The following is a 22002-nucleotide window of genomic DNA, read 5'->3' as shown; positions in this document are numbered from 1 at the left end:
CTAACGGTTACGAAAATGCGGTGAGTAAGACTGAAAACTGAAACGGCAAACTGCAACCACCGCGCTCAAAGCGGCGGTGGCGGCAACGGTGCACGCGGCGACACCGCCGGCACACCTTGGCCCGGCGCCGGATGCAGCGACTTCACAATCGCCAGCCGTCGCCACAGTTGATCGACCGCATCGCTGCGCATATCCGCGTACAGAATGTCCGCTTCGGCAGACTTCGATTGCGAGAACTGATCGCTATAGGTCATTGCGCGATTCAACGCGATCGCGCTGGGCGGAATCAGCACAGTGCCATCCTTGCCAACGAGCGAGTAGCTCACCCCATAAGTCAGCGCATATTCCTCAACTACACCGAGCGAGTTCAGCGTCAGCACGCTGTTACCCAGCGACTCGCTCACCTGCAGGATCGCATCGGCATTCGCGACCGAATCCACGACGACCGTATCGCTGCCGCCCTGCACAATGCGCGTGAGGCGCGCCGAAAATGCCGGCGGGGCTCCGGAGATGGCGAGGCGCTTGAACGCGTAGTCCTGCTGGCCGCGCAGCTGGAAGCCGCACGCGGACAACATCGCTGCGCTCAACGTCAGCGTCAAAAACGATCTGCGAGTCACATTGGCTCCCGGTTTGCAGCAGTCGATTGCTGGGCGAGCGGCGGCGGGTTGTCTAACGGCATGCCGCTGCTCAGCCACTCCTTCAGTTCCTTCGTTTTGCAACACCGTCATACGACGATGTTGACGAGACGTCCCGGCACAACAATCACCTTCTTCGCCGGCCGGCCTTCGCTGAACTTCGCGAACATCTCGTGTGCCAGTGCGGCCTGTTCGATCGCTTCGCGCGGTGCATCTTTCGCGACGGTCACCGCGCCGCGCACCTTGCCGTTCACCTGCAGCACGAGTTCGATTTCGGCCTGCTCGAGCGCCTTTTCGTCGACCTTCGGCCACGGTGCGTCGAGCAATGCGCCGAATTCGTCCGCGTAGCCTAGTTCCTGCCACAACTGGAACGTGACGTGCGGCACCACCGGATACAGCGCGCGCAACAGAATGCCATAGGTCTCGCGCAGCACGGCCGGTTGCGCATCGCGCGCGCCTTCGATCGCGTTGAGCATCTTCATCGCCGCCGACACCACCGTGTTGTACTGCAGGCGCTGATAGTCGAAATCGGCCTGCTTCAGCACGCTGTGGATTTCGCGGCGCAGTGTCTTGTCGGTATCGGCAAGCGTGGCTGCGTCGAACGGCGCGCGTTCATGCAGCGCTGCCGCGTTGCCATGCGCAAACACCCACAAGCGGCGCAGGAAACGGCTCGCGCCTTCGACGCCCGCGCCCGACCATTCGAGCTGTTGCTCCGGCGGCGCAGCGAACATCGTGAACAGACGCGCCGTATCCGCGCCGTGCTGATCGATCAGCACCTGCGGGTCGACACCGTTGTTCTTCGACTTCGACATCTTCTCGACGCCGCCCAGCACCACCGGCTGGCCATCGCCATTCAGCGTCGCGCCGACCGGACGCCCCTTGTCGTCGTGCGTGACGGTGACGTCGGCCGGGTTGTACCAGGTCTTCTTGCCCGCTTCGCTTTCGCGGTAGAAGGTTTCGTTCAGCACCATCCCTTGCGTGAGCAGATTCTTAGCCGGTTCGCCAAACTTGATGATGCCGAGGTCGCGCGACACCTTCGCCCAGAAACGCGAATACAACAGGTGAAGAATCGCGTGCTCGATGCCGCCGATGTATTGATCCATCGGCATCCAGTAATCGGTGCGCTCGTCGACCATCGACTTCGCGTCAGGCGCAGCGTAGCGGTAGAAGTACCACGACGAATCGACGAACGTATCCATCGTGTCGGTTTCGCGCTTTGCGGCCGCGCCGCATTTCGGGCACGTGCAGTTCACGAACGCTTCGGACTTCGCGAGCGGATTGCCCGTGCCGTCCGGCACGAGGTCTTCCGGCAACACCACCGGCAAATCTGCTTCCGGCACCGGCACGTCACCGCACGAAGGGCAGTGGATGATCGGAATCGGCGTGCCCCAGTAGCGCTGGCGCGAGATGCCCCAATCGCGCAGGCGATAGGTGATCTGCTTGTCGCCGAAGCCGAGCGCCTTCAGATCGGCGGCGATCGCATCGACCGCTTCCGCGTACTTCATGCCGTCGTACTTGCCGCTGTTCACGCAAACAGCGCTTTCCTTGTCGCCGTACCACTCCTGCCATGCGTCGGTCGAATACGTCTGGCCTTCGGCCGTCACCACCTGAGTGATCGGCAAGCTGTATTTCTTTGCGAACGCGAAATCGCGCTCGTCATGCGCCGGCACGCCCATCACCGCGCCTTCGCCGTAGCTCATCAGCACATAGTTGCCGATCCACACTTCGACTTGCTGCTTCGTGAGCGGATGCGTGACGTAGAAACCCGTCGCCATCCCCTTCTTTTCCATCGTCGCCATGTCGGCTTCAGCGACGCCGCCATGCTTGCATTCGTCGATGAATGCCTGCAGCTCCGGCCGGCCCTGCGCGAGGTGCGTGGCAAGCGGATGCTCGGCGGCGACCGCGCAGAACGTGACGCCCATGATCGTGTCGGCACGCGTGGTGAACACGCGCAGCAGCTTCTGCTCGCCGTCGAGTTCGTACGGAAAGCCGAAGTTCACGCCGAAGCTCTTGCCGATCCAGTTCTGCTGCATCACCTTCACGCGCTCGGGCCAGCCGAGACCTTCGAGATCGTTCAGCAGTTCATCCGCGTACTGCGTGATGCGCATGTAGTACATCGGGATTTCGCGCTTCTCGATCACCGCGCCCGAGCGCCAGCCGCGACCGTCGATCACCTGCTCGTTGGCGAGCACGGTCTGGTCGACCGGGTCCCAGTTCACGGTGCCGGTTTTCTTGTACGCAATGCCCTTCTCGAGCATCTTCAGGAACAGCCACTGGTTCCAGCGGTAGTAATCCGGCTTGCAGGTGGTGACTTCGCGCGACCAGTCGATCGCGAGGCCCATCGACTGCATCTGCTTCTTCATGTACGCGATGTTGTCGTACGTCCACTTCGCCGGCGGCACGTTGTTGGCCATCGCGGCGTTCTCGGCAGGCATGCCGAACGCGTCCCAGCCCATCGGCATCAGCGTGTTGTAGCCGTTCATCCGCAGATAGCGGTACATCACGTCGTTGATCGTGTAGTTGCGCACGTGCCCCATGTGCAGCTTGCCCGACGGGTACGGCAGCATCGACACGCAATAGAACTTCGGCTTGCCGGCGGTTTCCGTCGTCCTGTACGCGTCGCTGGCGCGCCATTGCGCCTGGGCGGCGGATTCGACGTCGGAGGGAACGTATTTTTCGTGCATGGTGTGATGGGATCGCGGGTTCGGTGCTGAAGGCACCGGCCGGTGCTGTCCGGCCTGATGAAAATTCGTCGTTTCCCCCTTTTCAGGGGAAAGCGCAGATTATACCGTTCGGTGGAGGGTGTGCCCCAGCCGTTGCGCTAGGGATGTGTAGCTGCCGGCTGGGGTTGCGGTTGCGCGGCGCCGGTATTGGCGCCCTTCGGCGGCTCCGTCACGAAGCCGATTCGCTCGAGCCCCGCCTGTTGTGCCGCGCCCATCACCTGCGCAATCACCTCATAACGCGTCGAGCGCTCCGCACGCAGGTGGATCTCCGGCTGGTCTTGCTGCTTGCCCGCTTCGGTGAAGCGCGTGCGCATCTCGTCGAGCGTGATCGGCTTGTCGTTCCAATATAGCTTGCCGGCTGCGTCGATCGACAGCGTGACGGTCTGCGCGGTCTCGCGCGATTCTTGCGCTGCCACACGCGGCAAATCCAGCCGGATCGCATGCGTGAACAGCGGCGCGGTGATGATGAAAATCACCAGCAGCACCAGCATCACGTCGATCAGCGGCGTCATGTTGATGTCCGCCATCGGCGCAGCCGTCTTGTGCTTGTCGAGTCCGCCGAATGCCATGGGATGCTCCGTTGCGGGTCGTAGTCAGGCGGGGGTTTTAGGCTGCTCGCCCGGCGCACACACATACGCGTGCAGATCATGCGCAAAGCCGTCGAGTTCCTCCGACAGATGCCGCACCATTCGCCCAAGCACGTTATACGCAAGCACCGCCGGAATCGCGACGACCAGGCCGAAGGCAGTCATGATCAGCGCTTCGCCGACTGGCCCGGCGACATTCTCGATCATCGCCTGACCACTCGCCGCGATGCTGCCCAGCGCGTGATAGATGCCCCATACGGTACCAAGCAGCCCGACGAACGGCGCCGTGCTGCCCACCGAAGCCAGCAGCACCTGGCCGAACTCCAGCCGCCGCTGCGACTTGCTGAGCGCGTTGCGCAACGCACGCAGCACGCGTTCGCTGCGTTCGACGCGCGCCAGCAGCGCGCCCGGTGGCTCCGCTTGCGTAACCTGCAGCGCGGCTTCGGCGAGCGGCGCGAACACGCGCTCGCGGTCGACGCGGCGCAACGCGGTCACGCCATCCGAGAGCGTCGACGCCTGCCAGAACAGGGCCAGCGCACGCGGCCCCTGACGCTTTGCGCGCCCAAGCATCCAGCTTTTGACGATCAGGAAGCACCAGCTCGCAATCGACATCGCCGCCAACACATAGGCGACGCCGTGCGTGATCGCGTCACTGGTTTGCAGGTAATGGATGATGCCGGTGCTTGCCATCGGACCTCGCTGTTGAACGACTTAACGCAAGCCGAGCACGTCCTGCATATCGTAAAGGCCCTTCGCATGGCCTTCGAGAAAGCGTACCGCGCGCAGCGCGCCTTGCGCATACGACAACCGGCTCGCCGACTTATGCGTGATCTCGATACGCTCACCGATCCCCGCAAACAGCACCGTATGATCGCCGACAATATCGCCGCCGCGAATCGCGGCAAAGCCGATCGTCGAAGGATCGCGCTCGCCGGTCACGCCTTCGCGACCGTACACCGCGCAATCTTCGAGCTTGCGGCCGAGCGCATTGGCAACCACCTCGCCCATCATCAACGCGGTGCCCGACGGCGCATCGACCTTATGACGGTGATGCGCCTCGACGATCTCGATGTCGTAGCCCTGGTCGAAGTGGCGCGCCGCCAGATCGAGCAGCTTCAATGTGACATTCACGCCGACGCTCATATTCGCGGAGAACACGATGCCGATCTTGTCGGCGGCGGCACGCATGCTCGCCTTCTGCGCTTCGTCGAAACCGGTCGTGCCGACCACCAGCTTCACGCCGTGGCGCTGCGCGGCGTCGAGGTGAACCATCGTGCCCGCAGGCCGCGTGAAATCGATCAGATACTCGGATTGGGCCAGCACCGCGTCGATATCGTCCGACAGCACGACGCCAGTCTGCTTGCCGAGAAACGCACCGGCGTCCTGCCCAAGCTGCGGCGTGTCCGCGCGATCAAGCGCGCCCGAAAGCGTCATGTCGGGTTGGTTCAGAACGGTTTCGATGAGCATGCGGCCCATCCGGCCCGATGCGCCGGCAATGGCAATTTTCATGGCTGACTCGACAACGAACGACGTGGCAAAGGAAGACGTAATTCTCGCCGCGCGACGCGGCACGGCAAACAACGCCGCAAGCTAGCTAATGCGTATGACGCATAGAAAGAACGCACGGACCGCGCGGCGCGCGAAACTCGACGCACGACTTCACGAATGAAACGCGCGCGGCGCGAAGCGACCGCGGCACGCAAGGTGCGGCAGCATGAACGCGGCCTGCACCCTACGACATACGCACCGTAGCGCACCTCAGGAACGGACAACGCAGCGCGTCAGCCGTTCCCTGCATCGATCACGACGCTGGCTGCGTCTGCACCGGCGCCTGCGGGCTACTGCTTTGCGGACCCGTCGGGCCGACCGGATTGCTATCCGGCCCCTGGATCTGCGGCGGCGGCGGGCGATGGAACTGGAATTGCGGCTGGCCTGGCGCCGTCGCGTTCTGCGGCACCCCACCATTCGACTGCGGCGTATTCGCGCGCACCGACGGCGTCGCGCCCGGCGCGGGCGCCTGCACCGCATTCGTCAGCCGGTTGGCCGCCTGCGCAGCCTGCGCGTTCGGATCTTCTGGCGGCAGATTGCCGGCCTGCGACGCATCGGACGAAGGCGTCAACGCGGCATCCGGCACGGTAGGCAGCGCCGGCGCAGCGGCCGCCACGCCAGAAGCTGCAGCCGCGCCCGAAGCACCCGACGGCGCGCTTGCACCGCTAGCCGACAGCAACGCAGCCGCCTTCTTCTTGCCTAAGCGGTCGCCGTCGATATCCGCCAGCAGTTCCAGATTCGACGGCAGATCTTCGCCACCCGACCAGCTGGACACGCGATCGTTCTGAAACAACACGATGAAATCGCGCTGCTGAACAATCGACGTCGACCCGCGCTTGAAATAGAACAGGTAGTCCCAGCGATCCGCGTGGAACATGTCGGACAACAGCGGTGTGCCAAGCAGTTGGCGAACCTGCGCGCGCGACATGCCGACCTGCATCTGCGCCGCCGCTTCCTTCGATACGAAGTTGCCTTGCACGACAGTAATGCGATAGGGCGTAATGCTTTGCGCGATGCGCTGCGTAACGTTATCGTAGGTAGAACATCCTGCAACCAGTGCAACCGCTGCCGCGGCCAGCAAGGTACCCCGCATGCGGCTCCCCCGGTAGAACAATACAGATTTTGGAATCATTTCCCTCACCGTGCGGGCTCCGTGAGCCGCCACTTGACCGCGCAGTTCGCGTCGAAGATGACCGAATCGGCAAATCACATTACTATGAGAACCCTGCATTGTACTCTAGGGATCCCTTGCCATGACCAATCCAGCCGATCTGAAGAATATCGGGCTCAAGGCGACCCTACCGCGCCTCAAGATTCTGGAGATCTTTCAACATAGTGCGGTACGCCACCTGACCGCCGAAGACGTCTACCGCAACCTGCTGCATGAAGAACTCGATATCGGCCTTGCAACCGTGTACCGCGTGCTGACGCAGTTCGAACAGGCGGGCCTCCTCACGCGCAGCAACTTCGAATCGGGTAAAGCCGTTTTTGAGCTGAACGAAGGGACTCACCACGATCACCTCGTGTGCATCGATTGCGGCATCGTCGAGGAATTTTTCGACCCCGAAATCGAAAATCGCCAGCAGGCGATCGCCAAGCAGCGTGGCTTCAAGCTTCAGGAACACGCGCTCGCGCTGTACGGCGCCTGCACCAAGGAAAACTGCCCGCATCGCAAGCATTGAGTCGCTAAGTTTGTGACGCTTCGGCAGGCGTCGCAGCGCAGATCGTAAAAAAACCCGTCTGACGCAAAACGTCAGACGGGTTTTTTGTTGCAGTCGCAGATGCGAGTATTTCTCGTTACACCGCGCGCTGCGCTTTAATTACTTCGCGTTCGCGAACGCCACCGCCGTATCCAGCATGCGATTCGAGAAGCCCCACTCGTTGTCGTACCAGCTCGACACCTTCACCAGACGGCCCGACGCCTTCGTCAGCGTCGCATCGAAGGTCGACGAAGCCGGGTTGTGGTTGAAGTCGATCGACACCAGCGGCGCAACGTTGTAGCCAAGGATGCCCTTCAGCGAGCCTTCCGCTGCTTCCTTCATGATCGCGTTCACTTCCTCGACCGTCGTATCGCGCTTGGCGATGAACGACAGGTCGACGATCGACACGTTGATGGTCGGCACGCGAATCGCGTAGCCGTCCAGCTTACCGTTCAGTTCCGGCAGCACGAGGCCGATTGCCGAAGCCGCGCCGGTCTTGGTCGGAATCTGGCTGTGCGTAGCCGAACGCGCGCGACGCAGATCTTCGTGATACACGTCGGTCAGCACCTGATCGTTCGTGTACGAGTGGATCGTCGTCATCAGGCCGTTTTCGATGCCGATCTTGTCGCTCAGCGGCTTCACCAGCGGCGCGAGACAGTTCGTCGTGCACGAAGCGTTCGAGATCACCGTGTGTTCGGCCTTCAGCGTGTGATGATTCACGCCGTAGACGATCGTCGCGTCGACGTCCTTGCCGCCCGGCGCCGAGATGATCACCTTCTTCGCGCCGCCCTTCAGGTGCGCGCTGGCCTTTTCCTTGGTCGTGAAAAAGCCGGTGCATTCCATCACCACGTCCACGCCGAGATCGCCCCACGGCAGTTCGGCCGGATTGCGGTTCGCCAGCACGCGGATCTTGTCGCCGTTGACGACGAGGTTTTCGCCATCCACCGACACTTCGCCCGGGAAGCGGCCATGTGCCGTGTCGTACTGCGTCAGATGCGCGTTCGTGTTGGCATCGCCAAGGTCGTTGATCGCCACGATTTCGAGGTCATGCTTCTTGCCGTTCTCGTAGAACGCGCGCAGCGTGTTGCGGCCAATCCGGCCATAGCCGTTGATTGCGACGCGAATCGTCATTGCTATCTCCTGTGGACTAAAAAAATCTGCACGTTGCGGCTGAAGACCGCGCCGCGCCGCCGCGGCGCACCTCGTGGGGCGCCCATGTGGCGGCTACGGCGCGAAAACCGTCAGCCCAGCGTGGCCTTGACCGTCTCGACCACCTTCTCGACGGTAAAGCCGAAATACTTGAACAGCACACCCGCGGGCGCCGATTCGCCAAACGTGTCCATACCGATCACGTCGCCTTCGAGGCCTACATACTTGCGCCAGAAATCCTTCACGCCCGATTCGATCGCAACGCGCCGCACGCCAGCCGGCAGCACGCTGTCGCGATACGCCTGATCCTGCCGGTCGAACACGTTGGTCGACGGCATCGACACGACGCGTGCCGCGATGCCTTCAGCCGCCAGTGCGTCGACCGACTTCATCGCCAGTTCGACTTCCGAGCCGGTCGCGATCAGGATGATCTTGCGGGCCGGCACGTCTTCCTTCCAGTCGCGCAGCACGTAGCCGCCCTTCGCGACGTTCGCGATCTGCGCGTCGGTGCGCTCCGAGAACTGCAGGTTCTGGCGCGTGAAGATCAGGCACGACGGGCCCTTGTGCGCGATCGCCTGGGTCCAGGCCACCGCGGTTTCGACTGTATCCGCCGGACGCCACACCGTCATATGCGGAATCAGACGCAAACTCGCAGCATGTTCGACCGACTGGTGCGTCGGGCCGTCTTCGCCGAGACCGATCGAATCGTGGGTGAACACGAAAATGGTCGGCGCCTTCATCAGCGCGGCGACGCGCAGCGCGTTGCGGCTGTAGTCGGAGAAGGTCAGGAACGTGCCGCCGAACGCCTTGTAACCGCCGTGCAGGTCCAGACCGTTCAGCGCGCCGCTCATGCCGAATTCGCGCACGCCGTAGTTGATGTGGTTGCCCCACTGGATGCCGCTCGAACCTTCCTTGCGTGCGCGCACCGGCTTCGACGTCTTCCAGTTGGTGAGGTTCGAACCGGTCAGGTCAGCAGAGCCGCCGAGCAGTTCCGGCAGCGCCGCGGCCAGGCCGTCGAGCGTTTGCTGCGAAGCCTTGCGTGTGGCGATGGTTTCCTTGCGCTCGTTCGCGCCGGCGATAATCGCCTGGGCTTTCTGCGCCCAGTCGTCGGGCAGCTTTTTCGCCATGCGGCGCTCGAATTCGGCCGCTTCCTTCGGATACTTCGCCTTGTAGTCGGCAAAGCGCTGGTTCCACTCGCCTTCTGTCTTCGCGCCCGATTCCTTCGCATCCCAGGCCGCGTAGACTTCCGGCGGAATCACGAACGGCTCGTAGTGCCAGCCGATCGCGTCGCGGGTTGCCTTGATTTCGTCCGGGCCGAGCGGCGAGCCGTGCGCATCGTGCGAACCCGCCTTGTGCGGCGAACCTTCACCGATGATCGTCTTGCAGCAGATCAGCGTGGGCTTGTCGGATTGTTTGGCTTGCTTGATCGCGGCGTCGACTGCGTCGACGTCGTCGCCCTTCACGGCGCGGATCACGTTCCAGCCATAGGCTTCGAAGCGCTTGGGCGTGTCGTCGTGGAACCAGTTGACCACTTCGCCGTCGATCGAAATGCCGTTGTCGTCGTAGAACGCGATCAGCTTGTTCAGCTTCAGCGTGCCGGCAAACGAACAGGCTTCATGCGAGATGCCTTCCATCAGGCAACCGTCGCCGACGAACACGTACGTGTGGTGATCGACGATCTTCGCGTCCGGCTTGTTGAATTCTTCCGCGAGCAGCGCTTCCGCAAGCGCCATGCCGACCGAATTCGACAGGCCCTGGCCGAGCGGGCCGGTGGTCGTTTCCACGCCCGCGGTGATCCCATACTCCGGGTGGCCCGGCGTCTTCGAATGCAGTTGACGGAAATTCTTCAGCTCTTCCAACGGCAGGTCGTAGCCGGTCAGATGCAGCAGCGAGTACAGCAGCATCGAGCCGTGCCCGTTCGACAGCACGAAGCGGTCGCGATCGGACCACAGCGGATTGGTCGGGTTGTGGCGCAGATGGCGCGACCACAGCGCGACACCGATCTCGGCCATGCCCATCGGCATGCCGGGGTGACCCGAGTTGGCTTTCTGAACGGCGTCCATGGCTAGCGCACGGATTGCGTTGGCCATCAGGGAGGTAGGAGCGGGAGAGGAGGTCGTCATGTCGAGTTCCGGGAACGAGTCCAAAAAACGAGGAGCGGGCGAGCGATCCGGAAGCTTGGCCGCCAGTCAGCCTCGGCGCAGTGCAGCGCCCAGAATTGCGAATCTGGACAGAAAACAGAACAGCCAGGCAATCGGACGAGGCTAGAAAGCGGAATATTCTAACAGAGGATCAGCGTAATCCCTTGCCAGCAAGCGGCTTCCAGCCAAAGCACGGCCTCTATAATCCGCTCATTCGCCACTTGATGCGCATGACCTGCGCGCCGCCCAGCCGTGAGCGCTTCGCTTCTTTTCGCCCCCACGCCCGATGTCGTTTACGGTTTTCCGAACGCGCGTCGCATCGCGCACGTCGATTCGCCGTTTCAGCGCATCGAAGTCTGGGACACCGAGCAACTCGGGTGCCTGTTCACGCTCGACGGCCGGCCGATGACATCGACGGGCGATGAATTCATCTATCACGAATGCATGACGCACCCTGCCGCGCTCGCGCATCCGGCGCCGCGTGCGGCGCTGGTGCTGGGCGGCGGCGACGGCGGCGCGGCGCGCCAGTTGCTGGCGCACCGGTCGATTGAGCGCATTGTGGTCGCGGAACTGGATGCCGAGGTGGTGCGCCTGACGCGCGATCATTTGCCGCAGGTACATGGCGGTGCGTTCGACGATCCGCGCGTGGAGCTGGTGATCGGCGATGCTGCGCAGTATGTCGAGCGTGCGCAAGCTACATTCGATCTTGTCGTGTTCGACCTGACGCCGCCGGATTCGCCCGCCGCGGGGCTGTACACGCCTGCGTTTTACGCGCGTCTGAAGCGCCTGCTGGCGCCGCAATCGGCGATCTCGCTGCATCTGGGCTCGCCGTTTTTTCACGCGGAGCGCATCGCTGCGTTGCTGGGCGATCTGCGGCAATCGTTCGTGATTGTCCGGCCGCTCGCCGCATACGTGCCGCTCTATGGGTCGTTGTGGCTGATGGCCGTCGCGAGCGACACACTGGATGCGGCCGCCATCGCGCAGGTCGAGCTCGCTGAGCGCACCGCGCAACGCGGCCTGCAGGCGCTGCGCTTCTACGATGCGTCGCTGCACGCTGCGCTGTTTGCCGCACCGTACGCGGTGCGCGATAAACTAGGCCGATTCTTAAATCCGTTGCCGTGACAGTCATGCACAATGCCCCGCTGCGCGCTTCGCCGAGCCGCGGCACGCTCACGCGCGGGGCGCTGATGCGCGAGGCGTTATCGTATCGGGCACCGATGCACGGGGTGCCGATGCACGAGGCGTTGTCGCATCGGGAGCCGATGCGCGGTGTGCCGACGCACTGGGCACCGATCCACTGGATGCCGATGCACCGGGAACCGGTGCGTGGAGCGCCGCCGCATCGGGCACCGCAGCACTTCCGGCCGCGCATGACGACAACAGCAACGACGACACACCCAAGGTTCAGGAGAGCACCATGACTTCCCCACGCCCCGCCGGAGTGCCGTGGTTGACCCCTTATCTGACGGTGCGCAACGCGCGCACGTCGATCGGATTCTACGAAACCGCGTTCGGTTTTCGCGTGCGCGACAGCATGCATGAAGACGGCGCACTGATGCACGTCGAGATGACGTATCAAGACCAGCTGATCGTGATGTTCGCGCCGGAAGGCGCGTTCGGCTCGACGGCCAGAACGCCGAAAAGCGCGAATGCCCTCGCGCCGCAATCTTTTTATCTGTATGTCGACGATGTCGACGCGGTCTATGCTCGCGCGATCGCCGCGGGCGCGAAATCGCTGAGCGAGCCACAGGATCAGTTCTGGGGCGACCGCTTTGCGCAGATCGAGGACCCGGACGGCTATCGTTGGGCGCTCGCGCGCCACCTGTCATGATTCGATGAGAACTTCGCTTATGCCCCGCTTTTTCGTCGGCACGCCGCTCGCGTGCGGCGACGTGATTCAACTGCCCGATGACGTGAACCGGCACGTTCAGGTACTGCGTCTGCAACCCGGCGACACCATCACGCTGTTCAACGGCAATGGCGGCGAATTCAGCGCTGAAGTCGTCGATATGGAGCGACGCGGCTCGACGGTGCGTATCGACGATTTCCGCGACGCGGAAGCCGAGCCGCCGTATCAGCTGACGCTCGCCCAAGGCATCGCCGGCAGCGACAAGATGGACTGGTTGATCGAGAAGGCGGTCGAACTCGGCGCGTCCGCGTTTGCGCCGCTGACCACCACGCGCAGCGTCGTGCGCCTGTCCGGCGAGCGCGCGCAACGGCGCCAGGTGCACTGGCAACGGATCGTGCAGTCGGCGTGCGAGCAATGCGGACGCAACCGGCTGCCGGAAGTGCTGCCGACCCGCGAACTCGCGACATGGCTCGGCACGATGCCGAAGACACCCGAAGACGGCGAGTTGCGGCTGCTGTTGTCGCCGCGCGCGAGCGTGCCGTTCGCCGCGCTGACCACCGAGCCGCCGAAGCTGCGCGCGCTGGTGCTGATCGGCCCGGAAGGCGGTTTTTCGGCTGCCGAGGAAGCGGCCGCGACGAGTCACGGCTTCACCGCCGTCGGCCTCGGCCCGCGCGTATTGCGTACCGAGACGGCCGGCATCGCGGTACTGGCCGCGCTGGCAGCTCGCTGGGGCGGCTGGTAAGCCGTAGCGGAAGCGGCCTACGCGCACCACTTCGCCTCAAAAAGATAAAGCCTGCCGGTGCACAGCAGGCTTTATCTTGATCAAGACACAACCGGGCGGTTCAACCACTCAACCGCTCAGGTTCACGCAGAACCTGGCGCAACCGGCGCGTTTCACGCAAACGAGTAAAAAACCCGGAACGTCACCTTGCGCTCGGCCCAGAACTCGGCCGCCTCGCGGAACACGTCGAGCAGCGTCTCGCGCCCTTCCTTGTCGAACTTCTGCGCCACCGGCAGCGCCTCGAGCACGATCACGAAGCCCGGCTGCGCGCCGGCCTTATGCACGAGATCGGTCAGACAGTCGTATAGCGCGTCGTAATTTTTGCCGAAGTGCTTCGGAAACAGGAACGACGTCGCGATGGTTTCCATCACTTCCTGTTTGCTCTGCGCATTCGCGCAGAACGCATACAGGAAATGCTGGTTGAGCTTGCTCGCTTCGTCGGCGAGATCCTGTACGCGGAACGCGCGAATCGACTGCACGATGTTCGGTCGTACGGTCGCGAAAAGATCCATGGATCCCTCGTTCGATGAAGGCGGCATGCTGGCTTCGTTCTCGGTAGGGCGGTCTTGTCCGGCATCGCGCATCTGCATGACGCGCTGGAACAGATTGCCGTCGCCGGCCGCAAAGAGATCTCTCGCGACTTTGCGGTCGTGCGCGTAGATGTTGTCGCTCATGCCGTATGTCCCGATGTCATTCAATGATGCGATTAAAACTGGCGTAGTGATCGTCGCTGTAGTAACAGTTGTCGGTTTGCCTCAACGGACCGCCGCAAACGATGCGGCGCGCCCCCCGATTGCGGGCACGCGGCGTGGGAACAGTGTATTCGTGGTAGTAGCCGCGCTGGCGCGAAGGCAGCAACCGCTCGCGGTTGCCGAACACGACGCCATCCTTTTCATACGGGTAAGGCCCGCCGGCCGCGATCAAGTTCAATGTCTTGACCGCCTGCGGCGGCAACTGCGCCACCGCGACGGTGCCCGGCTGCACGAACTCGCGGCCGAATGCCTCAGGAGCCAAACCGCTGCACAGAGCGCCGACCGACAGGACGGCGATCAGCACGCCGTTGCGAAGCCACCTGCGTGCCATGAATCAGGGTTCCCGCTGTTAGATCACGAGTTTGACGACCATGAAAGTCGTAAGGGTATCGCTAATGGACCCCAGAAGCAACGTTCGTGCGGGAAATGAAAGGTTTAGCGACGATTTACGCTGCAAGTTGCGTGCAACGCGCGGCTTCCGCGCGGTTTGTCATTTGACAACTCTTTACAGATAGATTTAGCTTGATCAAGATAAAATTAGCCCAAGGCGAGATGCGGGGCAAAACCTCATGCCTCCTTGTCCCCGGCGTTCTGCAAAACGGAGTGCCAGCATCCGGCCTTTTTGGGTGGCTAATCCCCTGCGCACCCTGAGGGCGTGCCCGTTGCGGGCACGCCCTTTTTTTCAGGGCAAGGCGGTGCTGAAAAGAGACGTGAAACTTAGCGCGTCGCGGCGGCGACGTCGGCGACCAGCAGCGCGGTCATGTTGACGATGCGGCGCACCGTCGCCGAAGCGGTCAGCACGTGCACCGGCTGGGCCGCGCCGAGCAGCATCGGACCAATCGCGATGTTGTTGCCGGCCGCCGTCTTCAGCAGGTTGTACGAGATGTTCGCGGCGTCGATGTTCGGCAGCACGAGCAGGTTCGCGTCGCCTTCGAGCGTCGAGTCCGGCAGGATCTCGCGACGCAGATTCGCGTCGAGTGCGACGTCGCCGTGCATTTCGCCGTCCACCTGGAGGTCCGGCGCGCGCTCTTTCAGCATCGCCAGCACCGTGCGCATCTTCTGCGCGGAAGGCGCGTGGCTCGTGCCGAAGTTCGAATGCGACACCAGCGCGATCTTCGGCTCGATGCCGAAGCGGCGCACTTCTTCAGCGGCCATCAACGTGATTTCGCACAGCTGTTCCGGCGTCGGATCGACGTTCACGTGCGTATCGACGAGGAATATCTGACGGTTCGGTAGCACCAGCGCGTTCATCGCCGCGTACACGCTGCAGCCTTCCTTCTTGCCGATCACCTGATCGACGAAATGCAGATGGCGATGCGTCGTGCTGATCGTGCCGCAGATCATGCCGTCGGCTTCGCCCTTCTTCACCATCATCGAGCCGATCAAGGTGGTGCGGCGGCGCATTTCGAGCTTGGCCATCTGCTCGCTGATGCCCTTGCGCGACATCATCTTCGCGTAGGTTTGCCAGAAGTCGCGATAGCGCTCGTCGTGATCGGTGTTGACCACCGTGTAGTCCTGGCCCGCGACGAGACGCAGACCATAGCGCGTCATGCGCTGCTCGATCACGGCCGGGCGGCCGATCAGGATCGGCTTGGCGAGCTTTTCGTCGACGATGATCTGCACCGCGCGCAGCACGCGCTCTTCTTCGCCCTCGGCGAACACGATGCGCTTCTTCGTTGCCTCGACACTGCGCGCGAGCTGGAAGATCGGCTTCATCGTCGTACCGCTGTGGTAGACGAACTGCTGCAGATGCTGCTCGTACGCGTCCATGTCCTCGATCGGACGGGTCGCGACGCCCGAATCCATCGCAGCCTTCGCGACGGCCGGCGCGACCTTGACGATCAGGCGCGGATCGAACGGCTTCGGAATCAGGTACTCGGGGCCGAACGACAGATCCTGAATGCCATAAGCGGTCGCGACGATATCGCTCTGCTCCTGGCGCGCGAGTTCCGCGATCGCGTTCACCGCGGCGATCTCCATCTCACGCGTGATGGTGGTTGCGCCCACATCCAGCGCGCCGCGGAAGATGAACGGGAAGCACAGGACGTTGTTCACCTGGTTCGGATAGTCGGTGCGGCCGGTGGCGATCACCGCGTCCGGGCGCACTTCGCGCGCGAGTTCCGGCAGGATTTCCGGCGTCGGGTTGGCGAGCGCGAGAATCAGCGGCTTGTCGGCCATCTGCTTGACCATGTCCTGCTTCAGCACGCCGGCAGCCGACAGGCCGAGAAACACGTCCGCGCCGCCGATCACTTCCGACAGCGAGCGCGCGCTGGTTTCGCGTGCGTAGTGCTCCTTGTCCGGATCCATCAGTTCGGTGCGGCCTTTGTAGACCACGCCCGCGAGATCGGTCACCGTGATGTTGTCGAGCGGCAGGCCGAGGTCGACCAGCAGTTCCAGACACGCCAGCGCCGCGGCACCCGCGCCCGACGTCACCAGCTTCGCTTCGCGGATGTTCTTGCCGACCACCTTCAGCCCGTTCAGGATCGCCGCGGCGACCACGATCGCGGTGCCGTGCTGGTCGTCGTGGAACACCGGGATCTTCATCCGCTTGCGCGCTTCACGTTCGACGATGAAGCAATCGGGTGCCTTGATGTCTTCGAGGTTGATACCGCCGAAGGTCGGTTCGAGCGCAGCGATCACGTCGACCAGCTTGTGCGGGTCGGACTCGTTCAGCTCGATGTCGAACACATCGATGCCCGCAAACTTCTTGAACAGCGCGGCTTTGCCTTCCATCACGGGCTTCGACGCGAGCGGGCCGATGTTGCCGAGGCCGAGCACCGCGGTGCCGTTCGTCACGACGCCAACCAGATTGCTGCGCGCGGTGAAGCGCGCTGCGTTCAGCGGGTTCTCGACGATGGCCTCGCACGCGAACGCGACACCCGGCGAATACGCCAGCGCGAGGTCGCGCTGATTGATCATCTGCTTGGTGGGCGAGACGGCGATCTTTCCGGGAGTGGGGAATTCGTGATAGTCGAGCGCGGCTTCACGGAGTTTGCTGTTGGCGGAATTCGACATAAGCGAGCCTGAATTGGCGGATTAGAATAGATGTTCGACGGGCATTGTAGCGCCAATCCCACAATTCAAGCCTTTCATTCGAGGTACAGGGGCCGCGACTGAAACCCCGCTGAACGCGCGCCGCCGCGCATCGCAGTGCAGCATTTTCAGGACATCGTGCTGCAATCTTTTTGCAAACAAGCGGCTTCGTTTGCCTAACGTCTTCCGAACCAATCGACATGCTTTCCGAGTTCTCGCTGATCGACCGCTTCTTTGCGCGCCGTGCGTCGCGCACGCGTCCGGGGTCCGCCGCCGCGCTTGGCATCGGCGACGATTGCGCGCTGATCACGCCGCCTGCCGGCGAATTGCTCGCGATATCGACGGACATGCTGGTCGAAGGCCGGCACTTTTTCGCCGACGTCGATCCACATGCGCTTGGTCACAAAGCGCTTGCAGTGAACCTGTCGGATCTCGCCGCAATGGGCGCGCGGCCGCAAGCATTCACGCTCGCGTTCTCGCTGCCGCGCGCCGACGAAGCGTGGCTATCGGCATTCAGCGATGGCCTGTTCGAGATCGCCGAGCGGTTTGGCTGCGAACTGATCGGCGGCGATACGACGGGCGGTCCGCTGAACCTTTGCATAACCGTGTTCGGCTCGGTGCCGGCACAAGTCGCACTACGCCGCGACGCAGCAAAAGCGGGCGATGACATCTGGGTTTCGGGCGTGCTCGGCGATGCGCGCGCGGGCCTCGGCGTGCAGCGCAAAGAATGGAACGCCGATGCCGAAGACACCGTGGCATTTCGCCGCGCCCTCGAGCGGCCGGAACCGCGTGTCGCACTCGGGCTCGAACTGCGCGGTCTCGCGCATGCGGCACTCGACCTGTCGGACGGACTGGCGGGCGACCTGCTGCATATCCTCGAACGCTCGCAGATGAACGCGACCGTCGATGCCGATGCACTGCCACGCTCAGCCGCGCTGTCGCGTCTGCCGCGCGACGTGCAGTTGCGCTGCACGGCGGCCGGCGGCGACGACTATGAACTGTGCTTCACTGCTTCGGCCACCGCGCGGGCGTCAATTGAAAAAGTCGGTGACAAGCTGGGTGTGCCGGTAACCCGCATCGGTACAATAAGCGCTCCGGAATCGGCCGCAGCCGTACCGGCCATCGCGTGGCGCGATGCGGCCGGCACTCCGCTTACATTGACGTTGCAAGGCTTCGATCATTTCCATGCAGACTGAACCCTCGCTCGGCTCCGACGACGGTCGTGCAGCTGGCGTACCGGCCACCGGCGTGCCGGCCACCGGCGCCGCCGCACCCGACGGCCCAGCCTCCGGCGCCGCGGCGAGCCGCTATCCGAACGACATCGGCGGCCCCGGCCCGCGCGAGCCGCAGCCGCGCCGTGCCACCGCTCGCTTCATGTTGTCGCACCCGCTGCATCTGCTGTCGCTCGGCTTCGGCAGCGGCCTGTCGCCGATCATGCCGGGCACCGTCGGCACGCTGTTCGCGTGGGCTTCATTTGCGGCGTTCAGCAATCGTCTTACCGTCATCGAATGGGCTGTGCTGATCGTTGCGGGGTTCTTCGGCGGCATCGCGGTCTGCGCGTTCACGGCGAAGCGGCTCGGCACCGACGATCCGTCGCCGGTCGTGTGGGACGAGATCGTCGCGTTCTGGCTCGTGCTGCTGATGGTGACCCCCGCCACGTTTACCGGCCAGCTATGGGCCTTCATCGTGTTCCGCTTTTTCGACATGCTGAAACCTCCGCCGATCCGTTACTTCGACCGCAGACTGAAAGGCGGTTTCGGCATCATGTTCGATGATCTCGTCGCCGCGTTCTTCACGTTGCTCGTGATCGCGCTGTGGCGCATGTCGGTCTGACCGGCGCTGATTGCGCCACCTGCAAGTCCATAACCGCGGACCCCTCGCATGCCTACCGCTACCGTCGTTCATCAACTCGCCATCCGCGTCGGCAACCGCCTGCGCGACGAACGTCTGATGCTGGCGACCGCCGAGTCCTGCACGGGCGGCATGGTCGCGATGGCGATCACCGATATTTCGGGCAGCAGCGGCTGGTTCGAACGCGGCTTCGTCACGTACTCGAACCAGGCGAAGAGCGAAATGATCGGCGTGCCGGCCGACATGATCGAGAAGCACGGCGCGGTCAGCGAACAGGTGGCGCGCGCGATGGCCGACGGCGCGCTGCGCAACAGCCGCGCGCAGGTATCGCTGTCGATCACCGGCATTGCCGGGCCGGGCGGCGGCACGGAGACCAAGCCGGTCGGCATGGTGTGCTTCGGGTGGAGCAACCGGCTGCATACGCTGGTCGAGACGCACGTATTCAAAGGCGACCGCGAACGGATTCGCGTGCAGGCCGCCGAGCAGGGCTTGCGCGGACTGCTGAAATTGCTGGATGAACGCGAGCGCTGAAGCGTTCTGTTCGATGTTGCGTTTTCTTCGTGCGCCGTGCACGGCTCAACCATGCCGACCATCAATCAAACCCAGCTTTCCAAAGAAGACCTGATCCGCCGCTTCGAACTGATTCCGCATCCGGAAGGCGGGTACTACCGTGAAACTTATCGCGCCACGCAGACCGTGCATCGCGCGGGCGCCGACGAACCGCGTTCGGCATCGACCGCGATTTACTACATGCTGTGCGACGGTGCGCACTCGACGTGGCATCGGCTGAAGTCCGACGAGGCGTGGCATTTCTATGCCGGCACGCCGCTACTCGTGCACGTGCTCGATCGGGACGGCAAGCTGACGACGCACCGGCTCGGCAATGCGCTGACGCATGCAGATACGGTGTTTCAGGCGATCGTGCGGGCCGGCGACTGGTTCGCCGCCGAATGCGAGGATCCGCAGAGTTTCGCGGTGGTCGGCTGCACAGTGGCGCCGGGCTTCGAGTTCAGCGAATTCGAAGTGGGCGATGTGGCCGCACTGCAAGCGCAATATCCCGCGCATCGGGAGTTGATCGCGCGGCTTGGTCCGGCGGCTTAACGCCGCCAATACCGCGCTCACTCGAACGAACCGTTGCGGGCCTTGAAGTCGCGCGTGGCGGTTCGAATCATTTCGCGGCTGCGATCGCTTCAACGATATGCGTTGATCGTATCGCGCGTCTTCTGCGCAGCCTGCGCCGCGGCCTCCGCATAGTGGTCATCCTTGCCCGCGTAGATGATCGCCCGCGACGAGTTGATCAGCATCCCCGTTCCTGCTGCCGTGCGCCCGGCGTGCACCGTCGCTTCGACGTCCCCGCCCTGCGCGCCGATGCCCGGAATCAGCAGCGGCATATCGCCGACGATCCCGCGCACCACCTCGATTTCCTTCGGGAACGTCGCGCCGACCACCAGACCCAGTTGCCCGCTGGCATTCCACTTCTGCGCCGCGAGCCGCGCCACCGTCTGATACAGCGGCTGCCCGCCCGTCTCCAGGAACTGCAGATCGGAGCCGCCCGGATTCGACGTGCGGCACAGCACGATCACGCCCTTGCCTTGATGTTCCAGATACGGCTCGATCGAATCGAAGCCCATATACGGATTCACCGTCACCGCATCCGCGCGATAGCGGTCGAACGCTTCGCGCGCGTACTGCTCGGCGGTGCTGCCGATATCGCCGCGTTTCGCGTCGAGAATCACCGGCAGTTGCGGGTGCTTCAGATGGATATGCGCGATCAACTGCTCGAGCTGGTCTTCGGCGCGATGCGCGGCGAAATACGCGATCTGCGGCTTGAACGCACACGCATACGGCGCCGTGGCATCGACGATCTTGCGGCAGAAATCGAAGATCGCATCCGAACGGTTGGCGAGTGCGCCCGGAAATTTCGCGGGCTCGGGATCGAGCCCGACGCACAGCAGCGAGTTCGTGTTTTGCCAGGCGAGATTGAGCGTCTGAATGAAGGAGGACATGATGAGACCCGCAGCGGGCGTGAGGAGCAGATGAGGCGCGTATTTTACTCGCGTCTTTCATCTGCGCCCGTCGCCGGGTCGCGCGGGCGGCACGCACACGCATCACATCCACCGCATGAAGCACGCCGCTGCCGCCACGCGGCACCTGGCGCCATCCTCACGACTGCCGCTTCGCACCGCGCCCACCGGCTACCGCGCGCAGCCCGGTATGTTCGACCGTGAAGCGGAACGTGCGCGACAGGCGCGCGCCGCGCGCCAGCATCGTCATGCCGTGTTCGGCCGCGCCGCCCGGCAGGTTCATCGCGTTGATCGGATGATCGACCGGCTCGAAGCAGAAGAAGTCCTTGCCCGGCGGCGTGTACAGCACGTAGTAGTCGGTATCCGACGACACCGTCAGCGACAGCCGCCGCTTCGGCCAAACGATCGTCGCGCGGCCGCTCCACTCGGTGAACGCGTGATTGACCAACGTGTCCGGCAACGGATACGCAACGCCAAACTGCCAGGCCGGCGGCACCGGCACATGCCGCACCGGCAGCCAGTCGTCGTCGGACAGCCACAAGCCAGCGGCGGCCGCCGCCAGTTGCGTATCGGCATCGCGCACGAGGAACGGATGCACGCCGAGACCGAACGGCATCAGCTCGCGCCCGACATTTTCGACTTCGAGCGTCATCACGAGCGTCGGCCCGTCGAGCGCATAAGTCTGCGTGGCGCGAAATGCATACGGCTTGCCGTCGCTGCGATCGAGCGTCAGCCGTACGCTGTGCTGGTCCGCATCGGCAATCTGCCAGGCGGCGAGCCAGCCGTCGCCATGCAGCGGCAGCTCTTCGCCGGCGCGGTTGCACGGCACCTCGACCGTGCGCGCGCCGACGCTGAAGCGTCCGCCGCCGATCCGGTTCGAATACGGCAGCAGCGCGTAGCACGCGAGTTCGTTCGCATCGGTATCCGCGCCCAGATGGCGGCAGCGCCGGAATACCGGCACCAGATTGCCGTCGCTGCGCCAGTCGAAGCGGGTCACGCCGCCACCTAAGCGAGGCGCGACGTCGAGCCGCAAATGGATATTGGCGAGCGTCACGCACGCAAGCTCGCCGGCGCTGGCCGCGCCGATGGCCACCGCCGACGTGCTCGGTCCAGCTAACACCGGATGCGCGGCCGCTTCGAGCCGCGCCTGGCGGGTTCGTACAGGTGAAGAAGACGGCACAGCAGAATTCGCCACAGTCATATCAAGCTCCCTCGAGAGGCATCGAATG

Annotated in this window: 21 protein-coding genes; 8 read left to right on the top strand and 13 right to left on the bottom strand. The window is 63.5% G+C overall.

Annotation, left to right across the window (positions count from 1 at the left end):
* Nucleotides 1-65 precede the first annotated feature (65 nt).
* The 6 genes from ACYVNQ_RS26235 to ACYVNQ_RS26210 all read right to left on the bottom strand — a co-directional run bounded on the left by ACYVNQ_RS26235 (nt 66) and on the right by ACYVNQ_RS26210 (nt 6586).
* Complete coding sequence (locus tag ACYVNQ_RS26235; RefSeq protein ID WP_460906317.1) at nt 66-617, bottom strand: LPS-assembly lipoprotein LptE; 552 nt, start codon at nt 615-617, stop codon at nt 66-68.
* Between the two features lie 107 nt (nt 618-724).
* The gene (gene leuS, locus ACYVNQ_RS26230) at nt 725-3319 is read right to left on the bottom strand and encodes a leucine--tRNA ligase (protein ID WP_460906315.1); all 2595 of its coding nucleotides are present in this window, start codon (nt 3317-3319) and stop codon (nt 725-727) included.
* A gap of 137 nt (nt 3320-3456) precedes the next feature.
* Nucleotides 3457-3927 (bottom strand): ExbD/TolR family protein, encoded by a 471-nt coding sequence (locus tag ACYVNQ_RS26225; RefSeq protein WP_460906313.1) that lies wholly within the window; start codon nt 3925-3927, stop codon nt 3457-3459.
* A gap of 24 nt (nt 3928-3951) precedes the next feature.
* Nucleotides 3952-4635, bottom strand: a complete 684-nt coding sequence (locus ACYVNQ_RS26220; protein ID WP_460906311.1) for a MotA/TolQ/ExbB proton channel family protein — start codon at nt 4633-4635, stop codon at nt 3952-3954.
* A gap of 21 nt (nt 4636-4656) precedes the next feature.
* On the bottom strand, nt 4657-5454 hold the full coding sequence (gene dapB, locus ACYVNQ_RS26215) for a 4-hydroxy-tetrahydrodipicolinate reductase (protein WP_460906310.1): 798 nt from the start codon (nt 5452-5454) through the stop codon (nt 4657-4659).
* 292 nt (nt 5455-5746) lie between these two features.
* Entirely contained in the window at nt 5747-6586 is an 840-nt protein-coding gene (locus ACYVNQ_RS26210) for an outer membrane protein assembly factor BamE (protein ID WP_460906308.1), read from the bottom strand.
* Between the two features lie 160 nt (nt 6587-6746).
* Here ACYVNQ_RS26210 and fur point away from each other — a divergent pair, with 160 nt between their 5' ends.
* Entirely contained in the window at nt 6747-7175 is a 429-nt protein-coding gene (fur, locus tag ACYVNQ_RS26205) for a ferric iron uptake transcriptional regulator (protein ID WP_460906306.1), read from the top strand.
* A gap of 138 nt (nt 7176-7313) precedes the next feature.
* Here the strand turns inward: fur and gap are convergent, their stop codons facing one another.
* Both gap and tkt read right to left on the bottom strand, forming a co-directional pair.
* On the bottom strand, nt 7314-8324 hold the full coding sequence (gap, locus tag ACYVNQ_RS26200; RefSeq protein ID WP_460906304.1) for a type I glyceraldehyde-3-phosphate dehydrogenase: 1011 nt from the start codon (nt 8322-8324) through the stop codon (nt 7314-7316).
* A gap of 110 nt (nt 8325-8434) precedes the next feature.
* Nucleotides 8435-10465: a transketolase gene (tkt, locus tag ACYVNQ_RS26195; protein WP_460906302.1), complete on the bottom strand. Its 2031-nt coding sequence runs from the start codon at nt 10463-10465 to the stop codon at nt 8435-8437.
* Nucleotides 10466-10735: 270 nt separating this feature from the next.
* Here tkt and speE point away from each other — a divergent pair, with 270 nt between their 5' ends.
* From speE to ACYVNQ_RS26180, 3 genes are all read left to right on the top strand, one after another.
* Nucleotides 10736-11605, top strand: a complete 870-nt coding sequence (gene speE, locus ACYVNQ_RS26190; protein WP_460906300.1) for a polyamine aminopropyltransferase — start codon at nt 10736-10738, stop codon at nt 11603-11605.
* Between the two features lie 295 nt (nt 11606-11900).
* Entirely contained in the window at nt 11901-12314 is a 414-nt protein-coding gene (locus ACYVNQ_RS26185) for a VOC family protein (protein WP_460906298.1), read from the top strand.
* 19 nt (nt 12315-12333) lie between these two features.
* The gene (locus ACYVNQ_RS26180; protein ID WP_460906296.1) at nt 12334-13074 is read left to right on the top strand and encodes a 16S rRNA (uracil(1498)-N(3))-methyltransferase; all 741 of its coding nucleotides are present in this window, start codon (nt 12334-12336) and stop codon (nt 13072-13074) included.
* A gap of 152 nt (nt 13075-13226) precedes the next feature.
* On the opposite strand, the gene ACYVNQ_RS26175 is transcribed toward ACYVNQ_RS26180, so the two are convergent.
* The 3 genes from ACYVNQ_RS26175 to ACYVNQ_RS26165 form a co-directional block, all read right to left on the bottom strand.
* Nucleotides 13227-13787 carry a barstar family protein gene (locus ACYVNQ_RS26175; RefSeq protein WP_460906294.1) on the bottom strand — a complete coding sequence of 187 codons (561 nt, stop codon included), beginning with the start codon at nt 13785-13787 and terminating at the stop codon, nt 13227-13229.
* Between the two features lie 16 nt (nt 13788-13803).
* Entirely contained in the window at nt 13804-14196 is a 393-nt protein-coding gene (locus tag ACYVNQ_RS26170; RefSeq protein ID WP_460906292.1) for a ribonuclease, read from the bottom strand.
* 386 nt (nt 14197-14582) lie between these two features.
* Entirely contained in the window at nt 14583-16880 is a 2298-nt protein-coding gene (locus ACYVNQ_RS26165; RefSeq protein WP_460906290.1) for an NADP-dependent malic enzyme, read from the bottom strand.
* A gap of 218 nt (nt 16881-17098) precedes the next feature.
* Here ACYVNQ_RS26165 and thiL point away from each other — a divergent pair, with 218 nt between their 5' ends.
* From thiL to ACYVNQ_RS26145, 4 genes are read left to right on the top strand one after another with little or no spacing between them, the layout of a single operon-like run.
* The gene (gene thiL, locus ACYVNQ_RS26160; RefSeq protein WP_460906288.1) at nt 17099-18094 is read left to right on the top strand and encodes a thiamine-phosphate kinase; all 996 of its coding nucleotides are present in this window, start codon (nt 17099-17101) and stop codon (nt 18092-18094) included.
* Complete coding sequence (locus ACYVNQ_RS26155; protein ID WP_460906286.1) at nt 18084-18731, top strand: phosphatidylglycerophosphatase A family protein; 648 nt, start codon at nt 18084-18086, stop codon at nt 18729-18731. The genes thiL and ACYVNQ_RS26155 overlap by 11 nt, the downstream gene beginning before the upstream one ends.
* Before the next feature lie 48 nt (nt 18732-18779).
* A complete protein-coding gene (locus ACYVNQ_RS26150; protein WP_460906284.1) occupies nt 18780-19280 on the top strand; it encodes a CinA family protein in 501 nt (166 codons plus the stop codon).
* A 51-nt stretch (nt 19281-19331) separates the two neighbouring features.
* Nucleotides 19332-19850, top strand: coding sequence for a cupin domain-containing protein (locus tag ACYVNQ_RS26145; RefSeq protein WP_460906282.1), 519 nt, complete (start codon nt 19332-19334; stop codon nt 19848-19850).
* 89 nt (nt 19851-19939) lie between these two features.
* On the opposite strand, the gene pyrF is transcribed toward ACYVNQ_RS26145, so the two are convergent.
* Complete coding sequence (gene pyrF / locus ACYVNQ_RS26140; RefSeq protein WP_460906280.1) at nt 19940-20755, bottom strand: orotidine-5'-phosphate decarboxylase; 816 nt, start codon at nt 20753-20755, stop codon at nt 19940-19942.
* A gap of 157 nt (nt 20756-20912) precedes the next feature.
* Nucleotides 20913-21974, bottom strand: a complete 1062-nt coding sequence (locus tag ACYVNQ_RS26135) for an aldose 1-epimerase (RefSeq protein WP_460906278.1) — start codon at nt 21972-21974, stop codon at nt 20913-20915.
* Between the last annotated feature and the right edge of the window lie 28 nt (nt 21975-22002).

The sequence above is a fragment of the Paraburkholderia jirisanensis genome, assembly GCF_054782355.1.
Note: the sequence above shows the minus strand (reverse complement) of the source record. Positions and strands in the feature narration are given on the sequence as shown.